Here is a 22,931-nt window from a genome sequence, read left to right as displayed (position 1 = left end):
GCTAGCAACCTTTCTAGGCGCTCCGCTTGCAATGGCAGCATGTCGCGATTCGGTAAGGCCAACGCGCTTTCCAAGCGGCGAGTTCGTTGGAGCAAATTGGCAGCTTGGTCACATTCTGCGCGAAGGCCGTTCCTTCGAAGTTCCAGAGGGCAGTTGGCAAAATTGTCGGGTCGCGATCGTCGGTGCCGGCGTCGCAGGTCTCGCAGCAGCGTGGAAACTGAGAAAGCGGAACATTACGGACTTTGTACTCTTAGAGCTCGAGAGAGATCTTGGTGGGACGTCGCGTTCTGGAACCGGAGAACCGGTCGGTTATCCGTGGGGTGCTCATTATCTGCCCGTACCGTTTCGCGAGAACGGCGAATTGATCGAATTGCTGGATGAAATGGAATTGTCAGACGGCCGCAACAGCTCGGGTGATCTTGTCGTCAAAGAGCAGTTTTTGTGTCGTGAACCGGAAGAGCGGGTGTTCTATAAAGGCCGATGGTACGAAGGCCTATATCTTCATGTAGGCGAGAGCGAGCATGATAAACGTGATCTTCGAGAATTTGAAAAGCAAATCGACTATTGGGTCAACTGGCGCGATGGTACCGGGCGGCGCGCATTTGTTGTTCCTTCTGCCAAATGTTCTGACGATTCCGAGGTTACCGCCCTCGATAAGCTGAACTTCAGCGAATGGCTGATACAAAAGGGCTTCAGTTCTGAACGTTTGTTTTGGTATTGCGATTATGCCTGCCGTGACGATTATGGACTAAAGCTTGAACAGACGTCCGCTTGGGCAGGCCTTTTTTATTTTTGTTCGCGGGTCCGTGCAGGCGGAAATGAGTCACAGCCGTTCATCACGTTTCCGGAGGGTAACGGGCGATTTGTGCGTCATTTGGCCGAGAAATCAGCGGAAAACTCGCGTCCTTCGCATGCCGTAGTCTCTATACTTCCGAAAGATAAAGGTGCTGATGTGATCTGCCTCGCTGACGGCGAGCTTCGCGGGTTTCATTGCGAGAGCGTCATTTTTGCCTCGCCGATATTCTCATCACCGTATGTTATTCGAGGATTTGCCGAGGAACGTCCTTTTGACGCGGCCGCGTTCCAAAGTAATTCCTGGTTCGTTGCAAATCTCCAACTGAACGACCGACCGAGGCCCCGATTCGCTCGCGATTTTCCACTAGCCTGGGACAACGTTCTTTACGAGAGCCCGTCCCTCGGATATGTTAACGCGACCCACCAAAAGGGAATTGATCACGGCCGGGCCGTTTGGACGTATTATTATCCGATGTGTCATGAGGAAGATGGCCGGACAAAACTATTGAACTACGAATGGCGTGAACTTGCGGACGTTTGCCTCACCGACGTTGCCCGAGCCCACCCGGAAATATACGACCTTTGCGAACGTATTGATATAATGCGCTGGGGACATGCCATGATCAGCCCGAGGCCCGGCTTTATCTGGGGTAGTGAACGCAAAAAGGCCTTAAAACCGTATCGAAATATCCATTTTGCGCACACTGATCTAAGCGGCATCGCATTATTCGAAGAAGCGTTTTATCACGGCCTGCGGGCGGCAGACGCCATTCCGGAATGAAATCTATAAAGATAGGAATATCGCTGTTCTGTGCGTTAATGCTTCTCTGCGCAACAGCTGTATTTGTTCAGGCTGAGTACTTTGTTTTGGAGAAAAAGTGGAGCATTCAATGGTGTCAGGAAGGAACCAAATTAAAATTGAAAAAGTATGATTTAACGGGACGACCGGAAGAACTGCGCACGTGGCTATTAACGGTGGACGGTGCACCGGGACAAGAAGCAGCCGTACTTTTTCTTTCGTGGGGCCTCGATAACCAGAATGATTTCGAATTCATCCTTGAGGGAATCGACGCTAAGAGAAGACCCGCGATCATCGACTTTCTGGCGGGAATGGTCATTGAGCGAGGCATGGAAGATAGTTTCAGGGCTAGTTTCTTGGACCGCAGTTCGCCTAGAGTTCTAGATCTCTTTGCGGCGATCAACAGGTATACCGATGAAGCCGACTATTGAGCGAGAAAATATCTGGCTGTTTTCGAGAAATATTGATCTGTCGGTCTTTCTCGGAAGTGCCGTCGTGTCTTTGCTGCTTCTGGCGGTTGGATGGCGCTTGGGTGTTTTGGACGAAGCTTCGCCCGATTGGACCTGGGTCACCGCGATCTTGCTTATAGACGTTGCTCATGTTTGGTCGACAAGCTTTCGGGTCTATTTTGACATTGGGGAATACAAGCGTCGTTTTTGGCTTTACACGCTGGTACCGATACTTGGTTATGCGGTTGGCGTGGCACTGTATTCGGAGGGAGAGCTTACGTTCTGGAGGGCACTTGCCGTCATTGCGGTGTTTCATTTCGTCCGGCAGCAATATGGCTGGGTTGCGTTATACCGCCGAAAGCTTGGGGAAACCGAGAAATGGACATGGTGGATCGACGCGTCAGCCGTTTATCTGGCGACCGTTTACCCATTGGCGTTTTGGATGACGTCTCTTCCGCGCAATTTTAATTGGTTCGTTGAGAACGACTTTGTCCAGCTTCCCGTAATTGTCGAGGACATTCTCTTTCCGATCTATGTTTTTGCGCTCACCTTGTACTTCGCTAGATCTATATTCTTATATTTGAATCGCGGTTTCTTGAATATTGGCAAAGATATCGTCGTAGCGACCACGGCGATATGCTGGTATGTTGGCATCGTGGTCTTTAATTCAGACTACGCGTTCACGGTTACCAACGTGATAATCCACGGTGTTCCCTATTTCGCTTTGATCTACGTCTATGCACAGATGAGGCGTGCATCGTCGGGTTCGCTATATCGAGGGTTGACCAGTAATTGGATCGTGTTTCTAGCTACGCTTTGGGCTTTAGCGTACATCGAAGAGCTTTTTTGGAGTCGGGGTGTTTGGCACGAACGGACATGGCTCTTCGGCGAAAATTGGAATTTGAACGAGTGGAAGATGTGGTTTGTGCCTTTGTTGGCCGTTCCACAGCTTACTCACTATATCCTTGATGGATTTATCTGGAGGAGACGAGGAAATGGCGGCGTCGCGATAGCCGAGCCTGTGGTAAATTAGCTTAGATGGGGTTGTTTCACGGAACTAGAACAACGGCTCTTTGGTTTGCGATCCTCGCGATGACGTTCGCTGCGTCGTGCAAAAGCTCGGGCGGTGGGTTGCTTGGGCCGGTAGACGAGACGGCCGAAGCAGCCAAACTTATCGAAGCGGCTAACCAAGACCTACATAAGATCCGAGTACTCTACAAAGCGAATGAGGGAAAGCGCCAGGAATTGAAGGCGGCGCTTGAAGCCAACAACGAGGTTGAAGTTAAGAGGATCTCAGCGGATGTGGTTCAACTTATCAACGAAGGTACAAATGATGGTAATAGCGCTCTTGATAAGATCCGTGAAGCCCAGGATATGCAGATCAACAGTGATTTCGCGGAATACTTACGGCTCAAGGAGGAAGCGATAAAAAAGCAGCTTGAAGCTTTCGAACAGTATCGACAGGCGGCAAGGTCACTGCGGGATAATTATGATCCGAAAAACGCCCAGAGCCGCGAAACCGTAAAGACAGACTTTGAGCAGCGAAGTGAGCGTTATCGTGAATTGATGGAAAAGGCTCGTGACCACAGCAGCGAAGCCAACGAATTGTACAAAGAGAGCGTCCGTAGGCAAAAGAACTAAAAAAGGCGGACAAGCCGCCTTTTTTGTATGGGTGCCGACCGAATCAAAGGATCCGACCGGGAACCATGAGTTGATTCAGCGGAATCGGATTTCCTGGCCTTGCGAGTCTCATTCGGTCCGGAGAGTTCGGAGCTTCAGGAACGGTCCACATGCGATCGAATCCGCCTTTTACCTCTTCCGGAGTAATTTTGACCGTTTGCCGATTGCCACCGCGGACATATGTCACTTCAACGTCTCCATCCTTCTTTTCGGATATAGCACGGATCAGTTCGATATCGTTCGAGATCTCTTTTCTGTCAACCTCAACAATGATGTCGCCGGCCTTCAAGCCTGCTTTGAACGCTGGTGAATCGGGGCGTACGTTATTCACCAAAACACCGCCCTTTACGTTGAAGTATTCACTTAACTGCCTGGTCAAACCAACGACGCCTACACCGATCTGCCGTGAGCCCATCCCTCGAAACACAAAAACATCTCCGCCATCGCCTTTGGGAAGTGGAATTCCTTGAACGTTAGGCAATTCACCAGGCAGGTTCGGGAAATCGGGAAAACGGAACTCGAAATTGCCCGGTGCACCCGGTGTTCCGATCGCAAATGCCCCGTTGCCAAAGACCGGCATCGGACGCTTGCCCATCGTTAGTGTAATCTCTCGTTCGGAACCGTTCCTGAAGATGGTCAGGTTAGCCTGATGATCCGGGGCAACCTCACCGACAAGCCGCGTGAGCTTTCTGGCGCTGGTTACGTCTTCGCCGTTGAAGCGCAAGATCACATCGCCGGCTCTGATTCCGGCCTTTTCAGCCGGTGAGCCCTCAACGACCTTATCGACGGAAACACCTCGGACAGCCGAGAGCCCAAATGCGGCAAAATTCTCGGCATTTACATCAATTGTTTGGACGCCCATGTACCCACCCGGCCCATCGATCTGCCACGACATCACGCGGGCCGCACGCTCGGCGTCGCGTTTCGGCTCAGGGGTTTGAGCGCTCGTAGCGATTGCTGCAGTTGATAAACCTATTGCGAAAACAAGAATTTTCCGAATCATAAAATACCTCCAATATTCAGAGCTAGGATCTGATGACTTCCAAATGTTTACGTTGTGGGAAATAATTTGGTTGCGTAAAGAGGTGATCAGGGTTGCCTCGAGCGGCTTCGTCAACCACGGGTTAGCTTTTGCAGATTCTCGGCTGCGGCCTCAAGCGTTTCATCACGTTTACAGAAACAAAACCTGACCATTTGCGAGCCAAGTTCGGATTCGTGATAGAACGACGAACCCGGCACAACTGCAACGCCGATCTCTCGGATCAAATGCTTGGTAAACTCGATATCGTTGGCAAAATCAAAGTTCGAGATATCGGTCATTACATAATACGCACCTTCTGGGTAAGTACATTTAAAACCCGCATCCAACAGGACCGGCACGATGAAATCACGCTTTCGCTGGTACTCTGAGCGAACATCCTCGTAATAGCTTGGCGCCAACCCTAGAGCGTACGTACCTGCATGCTGCAGCGGATTTGCCGCGCCAACGGTCAAAAAGTCGTGAACCTTTCTGATCGCAGAAGTAATATCCGGCGGTGCGATGCAATAGCCGACCCTCCAACCAGTAACGGAGTAGGTCTTAGAAAGCGAGTTTACGACGACAGTTCGATCCCTCATCCCCTCGATGTTTGCCATGCATATGTGCTCGGGCCGCGTTCCGCCAATCGGGTCAAAAATGATGTGTTCGTAGATCTCGTCGGTGAAGCATAAAGCGTCGAATTCCTTACAGAGATCAGCGATGTACTCCATCTCTTCACGTGTGAAAACCTTCCCGGTCGGATTATTCGGATTACAGAGGATAATTGCCTTTGTCTTTACATTGAAGGCTGCACGCAGTTCGTCACGATCAAACGCAAATCCGTCAGATGTTCTGTGAAGCGCGACATGTCGCGGTGTTGCGTCGGATAAGATAGCATCGGGAGCATAATTCTCGTAAAAGGGTTCGAAGACCACAACCTCTTCCCCGGCGTCGACCGTTGCCATCATGGCTGCGATCATCCCTTCGGTCGAGCCGCACGTGACGGTTATTTCAGTCTCAGGGTCGATCTCCAGCCCCAGGAACCATCTCGTCTTCTCTGCGATCGCGTCCCGAAAACTCTTCACACCCCAGGTTATTGCGTACTGGTTATGATCAGCATCGATCGCCTCCATCGCCTTTCGCTTTATATCTTCCGGTGCAGCCCAATCAGGAAAGCCCTGGCCGAGATTGACCGCACCGTGCTTCACGGCCTCGCGGCTCATCTCGCGGATCACTGACTCGGTAAACGAAGAGGCCTTGCTTGAAATTCGATTTTTTGAGATTTTCGTTTGGTTCATAACAACTCGATCGCGGCGTAAATTGACTCAAATAGAATTTCTACTTGCATCAGCATATCCACTCGGATTCCTTTGGTACCATTCCCAAGAGCTCTGAACTATGTCTTTGAGTTCGGTGATCTTTGGATTCCAACCAAGGATCTCACGAGCCTTCGCTGCATCCGCAACAAGCCGCGACGGATCGCCTGCTCTTCGCGGAGCCGCTAACGCCTTTATCTCACGGCCAGTGATAAGGCGCGAGGTCTCAATGACCTCTTTGACCGAGTAGCCATTCCCGTTGCCGAGGTTGAATGCATTAGAGATGCAATCATCTCGCAGGTGTTCGACAGCGAGCACATGTGCGTCAGCAAGATCGCTTACATGAATATAATCGCGGATCGCCGTACCATCCGGGGTCGGATAATCGCTGCCAAAAACCGAAACGCTCGGAATTTTACCCAACGCAGCAAAAAGAACGAGTGGAATCAAATGCGTTTCAGGATCGTGGTCCTCACCGTGTTTTTCAGTTGAACCGCATGCGTTGAAATATCTAAGCGAGACGTACCGCAGGCCAAAGGCAGCGTCGTACGATTCCATTACCTTTTCGATCATTAGCTTTGTCCATCCGTACGGGTTCGACGGATTTTGCGGGTGACTCTCATCGATCGGCATATGAATTGGTTCACCATAGATTGCGCATGTTGAAGAAAACACGAACTTCTTCACTCCGCGGCTTAGCAGGGTATCAAGCAAATCGATGGTCGCTACGACATTGTTACGAAAGTACTTTCGAGGATCGGTCACCGATTCACCTACGGAAGCATATGCTGAAAAATGCATGCATGCCGTAATCTTATGTGTCGCAACAATCTTATCTACCAACAGACTGTCTCCGATATCGCCCTCATAAAAAGGAACTTCATCCTCAATGGCCTCGCGGTGCCCGCAAACTAGATTATCGAGCACCACTACTTTCTCTCCACGCTGCCGGAGTGCTTCAACGGTGACGCTGCCAATGTAGCCTGCTCCGCCGGTCACAAGAATTGCCATAATTGGTCTGAGGTGGTTTGTCGACTATTTCCCAGCAATGCCAAATCCGGACGAATGCGAAAACGCACCTTTCGTTTCGGTATGGCTGTCGGCGGGGGTATCTTCGGTCATCTCGATCTGAGCTTCCGGCAGGACATTATTAAAAACCCGCCTTATCATCTCGTCATTGCTTTCTAACACCGCTTTCCGAAAGTTGTCCAGTAGACCCTCGATCTCGTCTGCAGTGTACGATGCGATCTTTCCTATGAATATCTTAGGGTGTTTGGTCTTAACCAGATCTTCTCCAGTGATCTCAAGCTCTTCGAAAAGTTTTTCGCCCTGTCTAATGCCCGTGAAGACAATATCAACATCTTCATAAGGCGTTAGTCCTGACAGTCTGATCATGTCCTCGGCAAGATCCAATATCTTCACGGGCTCACCCATGTCCAAAACAAAGATCTCCCCACCTTCGCCTATCGCTCCGGCCTGTAAAACGAGCTGAGATGCTTCGGGGATCGTCATAAAATAACGTGTCATCTCACGATCGGTTACGGTGATAGCCTCACCCAGTTGGATCTGTTCGCGAAAGATCGGGACAACGGAGCCAGCCGAACCAAGCACGTTTCCAAACCGAACCGAAGTGTAACAGGTCTTAAACTTCTGATTCAGGCCCTGAACAACGATCTCTGCAACCCGCTTTGATGCACCCATGATGGATGTCGGGTTCACGGCTTTGTCGGTAGAGATCAGCACGAAATGGCTTGAGCCCATCTCACCCGCAAGATTTGCGATCATGGATGTAGCAAGAATATTGTTCTTGATCGCCTCAACAGAATTCGCTTCCATCAACGGCACATGCTTGTGAGCCGCGGCGTGAAAAACTACTGCCGGTTCGTACTGCTCAAATATCTCGCGCATTCGCGGCTCATCGCTTACGTCTGCCAGAAGAGCGATACCTTCGGTTCCTGGAAAACGACGCTTTAATTCACGCTCGATCTGGAAGAGCATATATTCTGCTCGCTCGACCAGAAGCAATCTTTGCGGATTGAATCGGGTTATCTGTCTGACCAACTCCGATCCGATAGAGCCGCCTGCTCCTGTGACCATGATCGTCCTGCCACCGAGGAACGCATGAAGATTCTCATCATCGAGCTTGACCGGTTCCCGCCCCAACAGATCGTCGATCTCAACGTCGCGCACGCGATTGATCGAAACGCTTCCCTGAGCTATTTCATTCAGACTAGGGACGATCTGAGCCTTTACCGGGATCTCACCGCAAATCTCCAGGATTCGTCGGATCTCCTTACCTTGCGCCTGGTCGATCGCGATCACGACCTCTTTCACGTCAAGTTCATCAACGAGCCGCGCGAGGTCGTTCGTTGTTCCAAGTACCTTGATCCCGCCGACGCTACCACGCTGCTTTCGTGAATCATCGTCTACGAATCCGCGGATCTCCAGATTAGAGTCCGCCCTGCCAACAACCTCTTTAGCCAGCGCGGCACCCAGACGCCCGGCACCAACAACGAGCGCCGGCCTTCTTTTGGTTCGCCGTGTGGGTCCGAAGAACAAACGCTTATCGCTAAACTCATGCACAAAGCGACGCATCACCCGCAAACCCAGTAGTCCACCAAACCCAAGGACCGTGTCGATTATGATCACGGAGACCGGCACCTGCCACAAATTGAAATCGGAGAAAATGAGAACAAATCTGAAACCGATCAATATCGCTCCGGATATCAATGCCGCCCTCAGAAACACTTTGAGGTCTTCAATACTCACATATCGCCAAAGTATCGAATACGCACCTGACAAAAACAACGAAGAGAATTGTACCAAGACGACGAGCGGAAGCTGACTCAGAGCCGTATCGAAGTAATAGTCACCGAGTTGAATATTGATCGCGGGCAAATAGGCCAATAGGAACGCCGACGATAAAACAGCGACATCAGTCAAAAACTGAAGCGGCCGCCTAAGAAACCAAAGCCTGTCTGTTATGTTCTTTCGATCTCTCAATTCAAAATAAACGAACTATACAATCGATTTTACTAGTTTGAAACTACATCCTACTCTGCGCAACCCCAAATGACCTCTTTTAATTGCGTTCGCTGACAATTTGTTCGCTCATCGATACTTGGCAACGCCAACCATAAAATGTTGAATCAAAACACATTATCAGTTAATGTAGATGATCGGCCGTTTTCAAAAGGTATGTCCGTGTTTCGAAGAGCAATATCGTATTTCAGTTTGGCAATGGTTCTGACAATTAGCTTGCAGGGCCAGAGCCCGCAAAGCGTTGATGAGACCCCTCGAGGATACCTCATCGGGCCCGGAGACGAAATCACGGGTAAGATACTTGGTGAGCCACAGTTCGATTTTGTTGCCACTGTAGATGAGGACGGTCGGATCGAAGTCCCTTTCTTCGATAAGCCGGTCGACGCAAAATGTAAAAGCGAACGAGAACTTCGTATCGAAATCACGAAACTGCTCGCCAGATATTTGAAAAACCCTCAGACAAGCATTCGTGTAACTCAGCGTAATAGTCGCCCGCCTGTAAGCATCTACGGTGAGGTACGGCAGCAGCAGCAAGTCGTCTTAACACGTCGCGCATACTTGCTCGAATTGATCTCGTTCGCCGGGGGCGAAACTGAGAAGAGTGGCGGGATGATACAGGTCTTTCGTACTCGGCCACCTATATGCGGAGATCCGGCAAATGAAAAGAACTGGGGAGGTTCCGGTCCGGATGTTCCGTCACGACTGTATAGTTTGGCAAGCCTGCGGCAAGGACGAGAAGAAGCCAACCCCGAGATATTTGCCGGTGACATAATCATCGTTCAAAAGGCCGCACCGGTGTACGTTACAGGTGAGGTCGTTCGCCCCGGCGAATTCAACATTCCTGAGGGTGGGCTGCCGTTGATGCAGGCCGTTGCAATGGCAAGCGGTATAACACGCGAGGCCAAAACCAAGAATATCAAGATCTACCGCCGAAAGGTCGGTGCTGCCGATCCCGAGGTCATAGTCGCAAATTACGATCTGATCAAGAAAGGGGAACAGAACGATATTATGCTTAAGCCGTTCGATATCGTCGAGGTCGACAAGGCCGCAAAAAAATTCACCGACTACTTGTTGGATTTCGTGACCGGTGTACCTAATAGGATCCCGATCCGGCCACTTTGATAAAAGCTTGCCGTGACAGGTTCGCGACGCCGGCTGCGTCATTACGCCGGGTCACGGATCTTTGAAAAGCCGATCGATCACGATCTTGTATTTCTCTTCCACCACCCGGCGTTTCACTTTAAGAGTCGGGGTCAACTCGCCGCCCTCAACAGTCAGTTCATTCTCGAGAAGTGCAAATCTCTTAACGGTCTCAAATCGAGACAGGCCGTCGGTCGCGGTTGCGATCTGTCGCTCGAACAGATCGAGAATACGTGGGTGTCTGCAGAATTCGGCAGGGTCATTTATCTCGAGTCCTTTGATCGATGCATAGGACGCGAGCATTTCAAAATTCGGGACAATCAAGGCTGCCGCAAATCTACGATCATTGCCGACGAGCACGGCCTGACTTATGAATCTGGACGATTTCAGCATTTGCTCGATCGGCGACGGAGCTATGTACTTTCCTCCCGAGGTTTTGAAAAGCTCCTTCTTTCGATCCGTGATCTTCAGAAACCCGTCTTTGTCGATGTCACCGATATCGCCTGTCCGAAACCAACCGTCCTCGGTGAAGGCTTCACTCGTTTCTTTTTCTTTCTTGTAATATCCAAGCATGACCCCGGGACCTGTTACTTCGATCTCTCCGTCTTCAGCTACCCGAACCTGCACATTACGAATGGGTTTGCCAACGGTGCCGATTCTAATGTCTGTTGGATTATTCGATGAGATCACCGGCGATGTTTCGGTCAGTCCGTATCCCTGCATTATCGAGATACCGGCACCGGTGAAAATAAGATAAATGCTGTCGGAAAGAGCGGCGCCACCGGTGATGCACGCGCGCAAATTACCGCCGAAGAAATCGCGCAATTTCGAATAAACAAGTGCGTCGGCAATAGAGTGCTTTAGTAAGAGAGGCGTCGAAGGAGATTCACCTGTTTCCTCTAACATTGCCGTCTCTTTAGCGATCTCGATCGCCCAATCAAAGACCTTTTCTTTTAGTCCGCCCGTCTGCGCCGCTTTGAGTTTTGCCTTTTCGTAAACCTTCTCAAATATCCGCGGCACGCCAACAAAGATCGTCGGACGGACCTCTTTCAGATTGTCAGGGACCTTTTCGACCGACTCGGCATAGTTCACCGACATACCATTGAAAATGTAAAGATACATCGCAGACCTTTCAAAGATGTGCGATAAAGGCAGGACGGAAAGCGACACGTCGTCCTCCGAAAAGCTGTACTTTTCGCCAGCATCGATCACATTGGAGATGATATTTGTCTGCGTCAACATCACTCCCTTTGGCTCGCCGGTCGTTCCGCTTGTGTAAATAAGTGTTGCGACATCGTCCGGTTGAACCGCTTGCTGAAGAGCTCCGAGTCTTTCCGGGTTCCCTGACCGGGCGTCCTCACCCATACTCTCAAGCGTGTTGAGATCGATTGAACCGTGTGATCTGTTCGTGTCTGATTCGAAAAAGACCACTTTCTCGATCGCCGGACAGTTCTTAAGCGCGTCCGAGATCCGATCATAGGTCGCCGTGTTATCAAGGAACAGAATACGAGCACCCGAATCGTTCAATATATAGGCGACCGAAGACGGCCCGAGTGTCGTGTATATCGGAACATCGATAATTCCTGCAAACTGACATCCGGCATCGGTCAACGTCCACTCCGGCGAGTTCGGAGCAAGGATCGCGACACGGTCATTTTTGTTGATCCCGATCGAATCAAGGCCAAGCGCGATATTTCCCGCTCTTCGCAAAACATCACTTGATGAGATGGAATGCCATTCGCCATTACGTTTGTATCGAAGTGCATCGATGCGCTCGTGTTTCTTTGCAGCCTGAACGAAAAGTTCAGCAAGTGTATTCGGCTCGTCCACAAAAAGCGGAATCCCGCGACCGATCTTGACTCTTGGGGAAGCAAAAGTGATCAGAGATGAGGAGCTCATCTTCGCAGCATACCCCCAAAAAAGATCTTCATGACCTCGTCCGCCATCGGTGCAAGTGAATAGGTTCGGTTAGACAAGATCCAATTGGTCACCATTTCATCGAGCGCTCCGTAAAGGATCTTGGCACAAACGATCGGCTTGAGATCTTTTCTGAATAACCCGCTCTTTTGGCCGTCTTCGATCGTTTCGCGAATGATGTCCAGATACTCGGCGAAACCGGCGGCTGAAAACTCCTGCATGAACTTTGTCGAACCGCGCAATTCGACTTGAAATACGATCGCAAGGTCACGGTCATCGCTCAGTCGCCCGAGGTGAAGCTCGGCGATCTTGCGCAATTTCTCTTCTGGTGACGACAGCATCGATAATTGGCTCTTTCCCTCGTCTATAAACTCTGCCATTGCTCGGTCAAAGATCGAATGCAGAATCTCGTCCTTGCTTTTGAAATACAAATAGACGGTGCCGTCGGCAATCCCGGCAACTCCGGCGATGTCTGCCACCTTTGAATTGAAATACCCCTTCCTCGCAAACACTTCTATCGCAGCTCGTAAGATCGCCTGTCGTTTATCGGCGATCATTGGCCGCGCCTCGGTTGCTGATTTTGAGATTCGCGACATATTTCCTGCGACATTTTGCGTCCTGACAACGGCCAGGTGGAATTTATGAATGAATCTTCATTCATTTCGTACAGCAAAACTACACCAATTCTTTCCTTAAATCAATCAATATTTGGGAAAATTGAGACGGTCCGGGCGGCCGAGAGGATAGAGATGGCGGAGAGGACAGGACTCGAACCTGCAAGCGCTTACGCGCGGTAGTTTTCAAGACTACTGCCTTACCAATTAGGCTACCTCTCCACTTGGATCAAACGCCCATTTTGCGAGACGAAAAGGAAATATACCGCAAAGTGGCCGCCGAAACAAATCATTTTGTATAACAAAAAAAGCCCGGCTGTACCCCTACAGCCGGGTTAAAGGAGTAAAGAGAAAAGCACTAGCGGAATACTAATCTGCTGCAAGAAGTCGGGAAATGTTTGATTCCAGGTTCGCCGTCTTGTCCCAACCGTCTGTCCGAAGCTCGATCTCACCGCGACGATTGATCAAGAAGTGTGCAGGGAAACCCATATTTATTCGCCCGCTCTTGTCCATGTCTGCGTATTTCAGAACCACCCCGAAGCCATTCGGTAGAATGCTAAAGTTGAACGGATACTTCTGAATATATGAATTCACTTTAGAGTCGCTCTCCATTGTGAGAGCGAGAAATACCACATCTTGACCCTGGTAACGTTCGACGACCTGATTGAGTTTTGGGATTTCGTGGTGGCAAATCGCGCACTTGGACGACCAGAAAGTAAGGACAACCACCTTTCCATGAAACTGGCTAAGACTGTATTGGCGACCATCCAGACCGATAGCTGTGAATTCAGGTGCCTGATTACCCGGCATCAATTGTTGTTGCGCGAATAATGACGCGGACATCACCAAAATGAGAATTATTGACCTGATCGTTCGCTCCATCTTATGTGTATGTTGCAGTTAAAAAAAAGCAAAAAGATGTACAACACTCCATTTAAAACATACTGCGAATCTATGATCCTTCCAGAAAATTATCTTTGGCGGCCTGTGTTTGTTTTCTCCGACATGCAAAACATGCCGACGTGTTAAAATCGCTAAATGCAGCTCGAATGTGTCGAAACACAGAATTTCCGCAATATCGGGGGGAAGATCGACTGCTCGGATGGGCTAAATATTTTTGTAGGGGAAAATGGGCACGGAAAGACCAACTGGCTTGAAGCAATATATCTGCTTTCGACCGCGAGGTCTTTCAAGACCTCGAAACTCACTGAAACTATCAGTTTCAATGAGGAGTGGGCGATAGTTCGTGGGCGCGTTCGCCAATCGGAAGGGATCGATCGCGAACTGCAGGTCGCTATCCAGAATAGTGTAAAGGCGCTTTCTATAAATGGCAAGAAAAGTTCGGTTGGTGAATACTTGGGCCAGGTACACGCCGTTGTTTTCAATTCTGAAGAACTTGAGGTCGTCCGCGGGACGCCGGAAGCTCGACGACGGTTCATTGATGGCGGTATCGTGTCGCTGCATCCCCCGTTTGTTCAGACATTTAGCGACTATTCCCGCGTCTTGAGGCACAAAACGGCCTTGCTTCAGACTGCCCGCGACAACGAATACTCGATCGAGCAAACAATTGAACTTCTAAAGCCCTGGAACGATCAATTGATTTCGCTTGCGACACGGATACATAAAGGCCGGATCAGGTTCGTAGAGCGAATGAATGAATTTCTGCATAGGCGTTTGTTTGGCCGCGAGGAGTTGTTTATTCGGTTCGTATCTAATCTTGAGGGCAAAGGCGATCTATCGAATTACGAAGCCCTGCTTGAGGAACGCCTCATGCTGCGAACACAAGCGGAAATGGTTGCCGGGCGTGCACTCGTCGGTCCGCATAGAGATGATCTCGAGATCAGTTTCGACGGCCGGGATATCAGGAAGTATGGTTCGGCCGGACAGCAGCGAAGTGCTCTATTGCTGCTTCTTCTCGCGAATATCGAGCTGTTCAACTCAACTCGCGGTGAGTATCCGGTTTTTCTCCTGGACGATATTGATGCAGAACTCGATCATCGTCGGATAGGCCAACTTCTGGAATTTCTCGCCGGAAAGACACAAACATTCGTGAGCACATCTAAAACGAGCTTTGTCGAGGAATTTGGGAGCTCCGCCAATGTTCTCGAAGTTGAGAACGGCAGCATTGCAAAACACATGAAAGCCGCTATCTGATAGTGTTTCGCGACTATTTTATCGTCTCCAAAACTGCTATAATTCATGGTTGATCCCGGGAGCGAAATTCCCGCAAACACCGTTTCCTGCGTGGCATGGTTGATCGAGCGAGTCGAGATCATCGACTCGGCTAATTGGAAAGAATATCCAAGAATCGCTCCGGTGCTTCAACTTCGAAAGCGATGACCGGCCGTCAGGCATGGCATTAGAAAAAAAGTGGGAAATTCGTTTGACCGAGTGTGGTGCGGTCAAGTCTCCCCAAACGCCAATTGTGCACGGCCAGGGATGCCAAACAGTGATAAAAACGGTGTCTTGAGCGCAAAGGTCACGACTTACACTTTCTGATCCGGGTGGTTTACAAAAGCGTGGAGCCCAGAGTTCAAATCGCGAGTTGAAGGAAAAGAACGGGTTCGGAGCAATTAAATAGTATTCGATAGAGGTTATTACATTTGGCTAAAGCAAAGACAGAGTACGGGGCAGATTCGATAACAGTCCTTGAGGGCCGCGATGCGGTTCGCAAACGGCCCGCGATGTACATCGGTTCAACCGGTGACATTGGGTTACACCACCTTGTCTACGAGGTCGTCGACAATTCCGTTGACGAAGCACTGGCGGGGTATTGCGATACGATCGAAGTGACGATCCATATGGATGATTCGATCACGGTCATCGATAATGGCCGCGGCATCCCGACCGATATTCATAAACAAGAGGGGCGTTCGGCGGCAGAGGTTGTGATGACCGTGCTCCATGCCGGCGGCAAGTTCGATTCGAATTCCTACAAAGTCTCAGGCGGGCTTCACGGTGTGGGCGTTTCGTGCGTCAATTTTCTTAGTGAATGGCTCAAGCTTGAGATCTGGCGGGACGGCAAGACTCACGAAATGGAGTTTCAGGTCGGCATTCCAGTGTCACCTCTTGTTGAGACCGGGACGACGAGTAAAAGGGGAACGAAGATCACCTTCAAACCAGACGCTGATATTTTCGAATCGACGGTTTATAGCTTTGACAAGCTATCAGAACGGCTTCGCGAAAAGGCGTTTCTCAATAAGGGAATTCGCATTTTTATTAAGGATGAACGCGAACAGCCGGAACGGTCGCACGAGTTCTTTTACAAAGGAGGGATCGCAGAATTTGTCAAACATTTGAACAAAAACAAGAGTCCGCTTCACGAAGAACCCCTTTATTTCGAACAGATAGATGATGAACTGTCGATCGAAGTCTCGATGCAGTACAACGACAGCTACGATGAAAAGATCTTCTCTTTTGCGAACAATATCAACACGGTTGACGGGGGCACCCATCTTTCGGGCTTTCGAGGTGCGATAACCCGCACCATCAACAACTACGCGGAAAGCTCGGGGTTGACAAAGAACGCAAAAGTCACGCTTTCGGGCGACGACGTCCGCGAAGGCCTCGTTGCCGTCATCAGCGTTAAGATCCCGCAGCCGCAGTTCGAAGGACAGACAAAGGGCAAGCTAAACTCGCCGGTCAAAGGGCCGGTCGAATCGTTTCTTAACGAGAAGCTGGGAGAGTTTTTCGAGCAGAACCCCAGTGTTGCTAAAAAGATAGTTGGCAAAGCGGTCGATGCGGCTCGTGCCCGCGAAGCGGCAAGAAAGGCACGCGAGATCGTCCGTAAAAGCGCACTTGGAACCTCGACCCTGCCCGGCAAATTGGCCGATTGTCAGGAGAAAGACCCTGCGTTATCAGAGCTTTACATCGTCGAGGGCGATTCCGCCGGCGGGTCGGCCAAGCAAGGCCGCGACCGCAAGAACCAGGCCGTGCTCCCGCTAAAGGGCAAGATCTTGAACGTAGAAAAAGCCCGATTCGACAAGATGCTCGGCCACGGCGAGATCAAAGCGTTGATAACAGCCCTCGGGACCGGGATCGGAAAGGACGATTTTGACGTAAGCAAGCTCCGATACCACAAGATCTGCCTGATGACGGACGCCGATGTTGACGGCAGCCACATCCGCACGCTTTTGCTGACCTTCTTTTACCGGCAGATGCCCGACCTCGTCGACGGCGGCTTTGTCTACATTGCACAACCGCCGCTTTACAAAGTAAAACGCGGAAAGAAAGAAGAGTACATCAAGGACGAAAAGTCGATGTTCCGTTACCTGATGCGTATGGGAACGAACGATGTACAGATAGAGATGAACGGACGGACGATCGAGGGCCGCGAACTCGCAAAAACACTAGAGCAAACCATCGAATTCAAGAATTACTTCGAGCGTTTTGTCCGCCGTATCGGTAATGACGACAAGCTTTTATATTCCCTCCTCGAGGCGTTTGCCGGCAAGGACGGCGTACTGGCGAAGCACGGCGTAAAGCTCAAAAAGGTCTTTGCACAGCAGGAACTAATGGCCGAGGTCGAAGGCTTTCTTTCAAGGGCAGGATTCAAGACCGAGCTTATACCCGACGAAGAACATGGGCTTTACGAGGTCGAGGTCACCTATCCCAATACCCACAACGTCGTATTTGACTGGAACCTCGCAAGTTATGTCGAGTTTCAAAAGGCTGTCGAGCTGATGCGGAGCCTGGAGGCCGATTATCCCGGTCCGTTCGTGATAGGCGACAACGGCAAGTCGGAGACGATAGAGACCCGAGCCGATCTGCTTGAACGTGTGACCTCGATGGCGAAGAAAGACCTTTCGATCCAGCGTTACAAAGGCCTCGGCGAGATGAACCCCGAGCAACTCTGGGAAACGACGATGGATCCCGAAAAAAGGACGCTGCTGCAGGTTCGGGTCGAAGACATGATCGAGACGGACGCGATATTCACCGTGCTGATGGGCGATCAGGTCGAACCGCGGCGCAAGTTCATCGAAGACAACGCTTTAGACGTAAAGAATCTCGACGTTTAGGCGATGTTTCAGCAAAGATCACGGCGGCAGGCCTCACGCAGGTCGGCCGCTTTTTCGTCTTTATGACCGGGAGCGAAAAATGCGGCAAATGACCGGAATATAGTTTCAGATCAGCAACCAAATTGTGCATTTGCCAGTATAAACCGTACCATTTCGCCTCTAAAACGGACCACAGGCCAGGTAAATATGACCACTCTTGAGTCGTTTTCGGGTGATCTGGCGTAAATTCCATTAATTTCGTAAAACAGGCAAAACGAACCCGAGTTTGGTAAATTTCCGGCCGTTTTCGCCCGTGCAAAAAGCTGTTGACCTTATCTGCAACAATGTGCTATCTATAATACACCTGACGGGGAAAGACTGGCTGCCGATGATCGGCGGGCCTCCGCCCTGTGGTCGGCTGCTCACAATTCTCGGATGGTCGCAGGAATGGTCATGGAACGAGACTTTGAAAGATTTCAGGGCGGGGCGAACGAGGCCATCAGCAAACGCCTGCATGTGACGATCAGCCCTGCAAAGCTGATCTTGCTCAACCGAAACCTCTTCAACGCGTTGGGCAAACCCGGCGCTGTTTTTCTGAGCTTTAGCCGCGTCCGCGACACCATTGCCATCGAACCCGCGAGCGCGCGCCGGCCCGAAGCCTTTCCCGTGGTCACGACCGGTGTAAGCTGGCGAATAAACTCTGCTCCGTTCTGCCGCCATTTTAATATCGAGGTCGACACGACCCTGAAATTCATCAAACCCGAGATCGTCGACGGCGCACTTTACCTGAAACTGAACGAAACCATCTCGGTCGGCGGCCGCAAGCGGAGGAAAAAGAAATCGCTTACGTAGCGCTATCCCTTAAGGCGTGGACAGGAACGTACAAGTTCATCTCAGTCCGATCTTTCGGGCTTACTACATCGCGGCTTGATCAGACCTGCAGGAACCTCAAAGGGACATAGAAACAGAATTGCAATGACCGTGACCTCGGTCGGCAAGAAAAGACCCAAAAGACTTGCCCTGGCACGGAAACCCTCGGCTTTCTTAACGGAAACACGATGAGAGATCACCTAGATCGATCATCAATCGGTACTACGGCGAACTCATTAAGCCGACCTCCCCTGGCTGCCGTGCGGCCAGACTGCCTATAAAGAAAGCCCGTGATCTTATCGTTGTGAGTTCAGGATCTAACGACACAGGTGGATCCCTCATCGAAATTCTCAACTTTCATCGACCGCCTTCGGCTGCGGACCGATGAAACAAGGATCATCGGAAATACCGGTTTTCGATGATGGTCGTTGCGATCCGGTCGCAGCGGTCGAACTATCGCCCTGTCGGTATCGTGTCCGGCGTGCACAAAACCCTTGCGTTTTGGCCGGAAGCGGGACTAAAATCGACCATCGTTCTGCCAGTCGAACTTCGTGGCTCGAAAGAGCTCCGAACAGACAGTCAATATTTGTCTACACATGTCGATGGTAGGACAAACTCTTTGCCGGGGTCTTCGCGTCATGCTTACTTTCTTCTTACCAATTTCTTAACCGATGGAATCGACGGCGAAAAACGTGACGATCTACGAATTCGGCGGTTTTCAGCTAGTTGCAGGTGAAGAATTGCTGCTTCGGAACGGCGAAAGGATCTCGATCAACAACAAGTCGTTCCATGTTCTCAAGACCCTGGTCGAGCGCCACGGCCACCTTGTCACAAAATCGGAGCTTTTAGATACGGTTTGGAATGACGCCTTTGTCGAGGAGGGATCGCTGACAAAAGCGATCTGGACGATCCGCCACGCTCTCGATGACACTTCAAAAGACAGATTTGTGCAAACGGTGCCAAAGCTGGGGTACCGGTTCGTCTATCCGGTTTCGATAGCGACCGAGAGTTCGGGAGCTTATCGATTGTCGGATCTGCGCGGCATCGTTGGGGTCGCGGACGACGTTTCTCCGGCACCGCCCGAACAAATCACGAGCGACACTTCCCGATCGGCGGCCGATGTCGTTGAAACCGAGGAGCAGACCGCGCCGGCGAAAAGGCTTCTCGGACGGGCCGCTTTTGCCGGCATAGTATTCGTACTTGTGAGCGGCCTTGCCCTTTACGTGACATTCAATACTCAAGGCATTCTCAGCAAGGGCGAAACGACCCGCCTGGTCGTAATGCCATTGAAGCCGCTCGATCTACAAGGGAGGGATACGATCTACGACCTCGGAATTGCAGACGCTCTGATCTCAAAACTGAGCGAGCACAAAAAACTGTCCGTTCGCCCATTGGACGCTGTTCGCCCGTATGTCGATGTCGATAAAGATCCGCTCAACGTCGGAGAGGAACAAAAGGTCGATTATGTTCTGTCGTCACATTACCAGATCGCAAACGGAAAGATTAAGGTGACGGCAAAGCTTTTCGATGTCGCTTCGCGAAACATTGTCGGAGACTTCGCGACCACGACTCGAGTCGATGAGCCGTTCGAAACCCAGACGGCGATCGCTAACGACATCGGGAACAGGCTTTTGACCGCATTCGGCTATCGTTCGAGCGAATTCCGGCCTGAACGCGGAACGAACAATGAGGAAGCTTACCGGTATTATCTCATGGCCCATAACTTCAATGAGTTGAGGGGTCCGGACAATGGCCGCGAAGCACTTGAACAGATCGACCGCGCCGTTACGCTGGATCCGAACTTCGCGAGCGCGTGGGCGACCAAGGCATACATTCACAGGTATCTCGCCTATGGAGCGGTTGCCATCGAACACTCGCTGCGGTCTGTAGAGGCGGTAGAAAAAGCCCTGGCTATCGACCCGAATCTCTCAGAAGCGCACAGCACCCTATGCTTCAATAAGTTTCGTTTCGAATACGACTTCGATGCGGCCGAACGGGCCTGCAAGCGCGCGATCGAGCTGGATCCCAATTCGCCCCTTGCTCACAAACTCTATTCGAACTTTCTGTATACTCGCGGCCGGTTCGACGAGGCAATATCGGAGATAACAAAGGCGATCGATCTGCAACCCGTGTCTTACGACAATCAGCAAACTTACGGGCTTGCATTATATTTCGCCAGACGATATGCAGATGCGGAGGCTCAATGGAAAAAGCTGATCCCGCTAAACCCTAACCACAAGATGATCTACGGACATCTTGTCAAATCGCTGGTTCATCAGGGCAAGGAATCCGAAGCCTTGGAGCACCTGATCAAGATGCTGACGCTGGAAAAAGCGGACGAGGGAAGGATCAAAAGAATTCGGATCGCATTTGCAGAGACCGGTTGGCGAGGCGTCACGTTCGAACGTATCAGGTGGGGCGAATCCCAGAAAGATCCCCCATCATTCGAACTGGCCCGCCTTTATGCAACCTTGGACGACAGGAGCAATGCACTCAAATACCTTGAAATGGCCTACCTGGAACGAAGCAATATGATCGCGGTGATAGAGGTCGATCCGGAGCTTGACCGATTACGAGGTGATCCACGATTTACTGAACTGCTGCAGAAGATCGAAGCTCGTGATCGATCATGAACGGACATCTCGTATGAGCCATTCCTTCAACGCTTCTGAACGTTATCCCGAAAGATAACTGCAGGTCAGATCGAACGACCACTCCGCCACCGAGGCGGCTTCCGCGCTCACTAAAAAAGAACCGGGCTTTTTTCGGACCCGGTCGCTATCGCGCTCATGACAATACGAGGGATCAGAGCGACCGTGGCGCAAACGCGGATGATTGCGCCACGGTCAACCGATCATTGAACACCAGCCGCGATCGGGATGTCGGTGCTCAAGCCGAAATGCTGATAAGCGATACCTCCGCTCGAACTCTGAATGATGTACCAAACGCCGTCGCGATAGACCGCGATATCGGTGCGGCCATCGCCATCGTAATCCGCCGGGACCGGCCAGTCAGTGCTTAAACCCCAAGGCGTAATCGAGACCGAGCCGTCGGAACTTCTCCGAATGTACCAGTTGCCGGTCGACGATCGGAAGACAGCCGTGTCGGTCCTGCCGTCGCCGTCATAGTCGCCAGGAACGATCGTGTCGCCATTCAAGCCAAACGCCTGAACGCTGTACGTGTTCGTGCCGCTTTGCAAAATGTGCCAGGTGCCGTCTGATGGACGAAACACGCTGATATCAGATCGCGAGTCGCCGTCAAAATCCGCCGTCGGGCTCCGGTTTATGCTGACGCGGGTGGCCGTATAAAGATCGAGATTGCCATCGCGTGTTGACGCGAAATACAGAACCGAACCATTGGACGATAGCGACGGATGCTGGTCGTTACCGGCGGAGTTGGCTCCGGCCAGGTTAACCGGCGGATTCCACGGTGAAGAGACGGAAGCGCGCGTCGAAGTCCAGATATCCATTCCGCCCTGGCCGCCGACACGGTCAGAAGCAAAAAATATCTCCAAACCGTCGCCCCTGATCTGCGGGCGGCGATCGATCCAGGGACTGTTCAATGACGCAACAGGGGTCGGAGTGTTGAACGTACCGTTCGGGTTACGGGTGCTTTGATAGATCTCCTCATCCCCTGATCTGTCGCTCGAAAAATAGAGAGTTGCCGCTCCAGTCATCGGGTCTTCAAAATATCCGGCACCGACCTCATTATCTGCAGTATTAATGACGGGTCCGAGATTGACCGGCTCGGCCCAGCCGAGATCATTGTTCGGATCGGTTCGTGTCGTCATATAAATGTCGGCGAAGCCCTGCGTGTCCGGGCGGCCGCTGCTGTTGAAAAACATCGTTCTTCCGTCGGGCGATAGGGTTGGCATATTGTCAACTCCGGCAGTGTTGATGGTCGGCCCCAGATTTTGCGGCTCACCCCAGGCTGATGTGAGCGACGGGCGCTGCGAAACCCAGAGATCCACGCTGCCAATGGTCCCGGTCCTATTTGCTGCAATATAAAGACTCAAGCCGTTCGGCGATACGACCGCAGCGTTCTCTTGTCCCGGCGAATTGGCCGGAACGCCCAGACTCTGAGGCAAACTAAAAATGGAAAAGCCGGCTGGAGCGAATGTCATCACACCCGGCTTTTGCGGCAATGCGCCGATAGTCAACGAGATCGATACGAGTAGCGTCGTCAGAGTAGTTTTTGTTCTCATTTTTTCTCCTTGTTTTGCCTTATATCGGCGTGGCCACAAAAATGCGCAGATAGCCCGAAAGCGTGATAAACTACGTCCGATAATCCGATC

At 51.2% G+C, this 22,931-nt stretch carries 17 protein-coding genes and 1 tRNA gene; 9 read left to right on the top strand and 9 right to left on the bottom strand.

What is annotated here, in order from left to right; genetic code table 11:
• Window positions 1–31 precede the first annotated feature (31 nt).
• Genes IPM28_11865 through IPM28_11850 form a run of 4 tightly spaced genes read left to right on the top strand, consistent with a single transcriptional unit; the run spans window position 32 to window position 3,684 of the window.
• On the top strand, window positions 32–1,576 hold the full coding sequence (locus IPM28_11865) for an NAD(P)-binding protein (GenBank protein ID MBK9173675.1): 1,545 nt from the start codon (window positions 32–34) through the stop codon (window positions 1,574–1,576).
• Complete coding sequence (locus IPM28_11860) at window positions 1,573–2,025, top strand: hypothetical protein (GenBank protein MBK9173674.1); 453 nt, start codon at window positions 1,573–1,575, stop codon at window positions 2,023–2,025. Before IPM28_11865 ends, IPM28_11860 begins: the two co-directional genes overlap by 4 nt.
• The gene (locus IPM28_11855; GenBank protein MBK9173673.1) at window positions 2,009–3,076 is read left to right on the top strand and encodes a hypothetical protein; all 1,068 of its coding nucleotides are present in this window, start codon (window positions 2,009–2,011) and stop codon (window positions 3,074–3,076) included. Before IPM28_11860 ends, IPM28_11855 begins: the two co-directional genes overlap by 17 nt.
• Before the next feature lie 5 nt (window positions 3,077–3,081).
• Window positions 3,082–3,684 (top strand): hypothetical protein, encoded by a 603-nt coding sequence (locus tag IPM28_11850; protein ID MBK9173672.1) that lies wholly within the window; start codon window positions 3,082–3,084, stop codon window positions 3,682–3,684.
• A gap of 43 nt (window positions 3,685–3,727) precedes the next feature.
• Here the strand turns inward: IPM28_11850 and IPM28_11845 are convergent, their stop codons facing one another.
• From IPM28_11845 to IPM28_11830, 4 genes are all read right to left on the bottom strand, one after another.
• Window positions 3,728–4,726 carry a PDZ domain-containing protein gene (locus IPM28_11845; GenBank protein ID MBK9173671.1) on the bottom strand — a complete coding sequence of 333 codons (999 nt, stop codon included), beginning with the start codon at window positions 4,724–4,726 and terminating at the stop codon, window positions 3,728–3,730.
• Window positions 4,727–4,836: 110 nt separating this feature from the next.
• On the bottom strand, window positions 4,837–6,039 hold the full coding sequence (locus IPM28_11840; protein MBK9173670.1) for an aminotransferase class I/II-fold pyridoxal phosphate-dependent enzyme: 1,203 nt from the start codon (window positions 6,037–6,039) through the stop codon (window positions 4,837–4,839).
• A 27-nt stretch (window positions 6,040–6,066) separates the two neighbouring features.
• Window positions 6,067–7,068, bottom strand: coding sequence for a UDP-glucose 4-epimerase GalE (galE, locus tag IPM28_11835; protein MBK9173669.1), 1,002 nt, complete (start codon window positions 7,066–7,068; stop codon window positions 6,067–6,069).
• A 24-nt stretch (window positions 7,069–7,092) separates the two neighbouring features.
• Window positions 7,093–9,060 (bottom strand): polysaccharide biosynthesis protein, encoded by a 1,968-nt coding sequence (locus IPM28_11830; GenBank protein MBK9173668.1) that lies wholly within the window; start codon window positions 9,058–9,060, stop codon window positions 7,093–7,095.
• A 237-nt stretch (window positions 9,061–9,297) separates the two neighbouring features.
• Between IPM28_11830 and IPM28_11825 the strand changes: the two genes are divergently transcribed.
• On the top strand, window positions 9,298–10,221 hold the full coding sequence (locus IPM28_11825) for an SLBB domain-containing protein (protein ID MBK9173667.1): 924 nt from the start codon (window positions 9,298–9,300) through the stop codon (window positions 10,219–10,221).
• A 51-nt stretch (window positions 10,222–10,272) separates the two neighbouring features.
• Here the strand turns inward: IPM28_11825 and IPM28_11820 are convergent, their stop codons facing one another.
• From IPM28_11820 to IPM28_11805, 4 genes are all read right to left on the bottom strand, one after another.
• Complete coding sequence (locus IPM28_11820; GenBank protein MBK9173666.1) at window positions 10,273–12,138, bottom strand: long-chain fatty acid--CoA ligase; 1,866 nt, start codon at window positions 12,136–12,138, stop codon at window positions 10,273–10,275.
• Complete coding sequence (locus IPM28_11815; protein MBK9173665.1) at window positions 12,135–12,752, bottom strand: TetR/AcrR family transcriptional regulator; 618 nt, start codon at window positions 12,750–12,752, stop codon at window positions 12,135–12,137. The genes IPM28_11820 and IPM28_11815 overlap by 4 nt, the downstream gene beginning before the upstream one ends.
• 154 nt (window positions 12,753–12,906) lie before the next feature.
• Window positions 12,907–12,992, bottom strand: a tRNA-Ser gene (locus IPM28_11810).
• Between the two features lie 147 nt (window positions 12,993–13,139).
• The gene (locus tag IPM28_11805) at window positions 13,140–13,652 is read right to left on the bottom strand and encodes a TlpA family protein disulfide reductase (GenBank protein ID MBK9173664.1); all 513 of its coding nucleotides are present in this window, start codon (window positions 13,650–13,652) and stop codon (window positions 13,140–13,142) included.
• Between the two features lie 156 nt (window positions 13,653–13,808).
• Between IPM28_11805 and recF the strand changes: the two genes are divergently transcribed.
• The 4 genes from recF to IPM28_11785 all read left to right on the top strand — a co-directional run bounded on the left by recF (window position 13,809) and on the right by IPM28_11785 (window position 21,270).
• Window positions 13,809–14,924 (top strand): DNA replication and repair protein RecF, encoded by a 1,116-nt coding sequence (gene recF / locus IPM28_11800; GenBank protein MBK9173663.1) that lies wholly within the window; start codon window positions 13,809–13,811, stop codon window positions 14,922–14,924.
• 449 nt (window positions 14,925–15,373) lie between these two features.
• Entirely contained in the window at window positions 15,374–17,788 is a 2,415-nt protein-coding gene (gene gyrB / locus IPM28_11795; GenBank protein MBK9173662.1) for a DNA topoisomerase (ATP-hydrolyzing) subunit B, read from the top strand.
• 432 nt (window positions 17,789–18,220) lie between these two features.
• Window positions 18,221–18,619, top strand: a complete 399-nt coding sequence (locus IPM28_11790; protein ID MBK9173661.1) for a hypothetical protein — start codon at window positions 18,221–18,223, stop codon at window positions 18,617–18,619.
• A 689-nt stretch (window positions 18,620–19,308) separates the two neighbouring features.
• The gene (locus IPM28_11785) at window positions 19,309–21,270 is read left to right on the top strand and encodes a winged helix-turn-helix domain-containing protein (GenBank protein ID MBK9173660.1); all 1,962 of its coding nucleotides are present in this window, start codon (window positions 19,309–19,311) and stop codon (window positions 21,268–21,270) included.
• A gap of 221 nt (window positions 21,271–21,491) precedes the next feature.
• Here the strand turns inward: IPM28_11785 and IPM28_11780 are convergent, their stop codons facing one another.
• The gene (locus IPM28_11780; protein ID MBK9173659.1) at window positions 21,492–22,841 is read right to left on the bottom strand and encodes a PD40 domain-containing protein; all 1,350 of its coding nucleotides are present in this window, start codon (window positions 22,839–22,841) and stop codon (window positions 21,492–21,494) included.
• Window positions 22,842–22,931: the final 90 nt, after the last annotated feature.

The sequence above is a fragment of the Chloracidobacterium sp. genome (assembly GCA_016716305.1).
Taxonomy (GTDB): Bacteria; Acidobacteriota; Blastocatellia; order Pyrinomonadales; family Pyrinomonadaceae; genus OLB17.
This window is presented reverse-complemented; position numbering and strand designations above follow the sequence as displayed.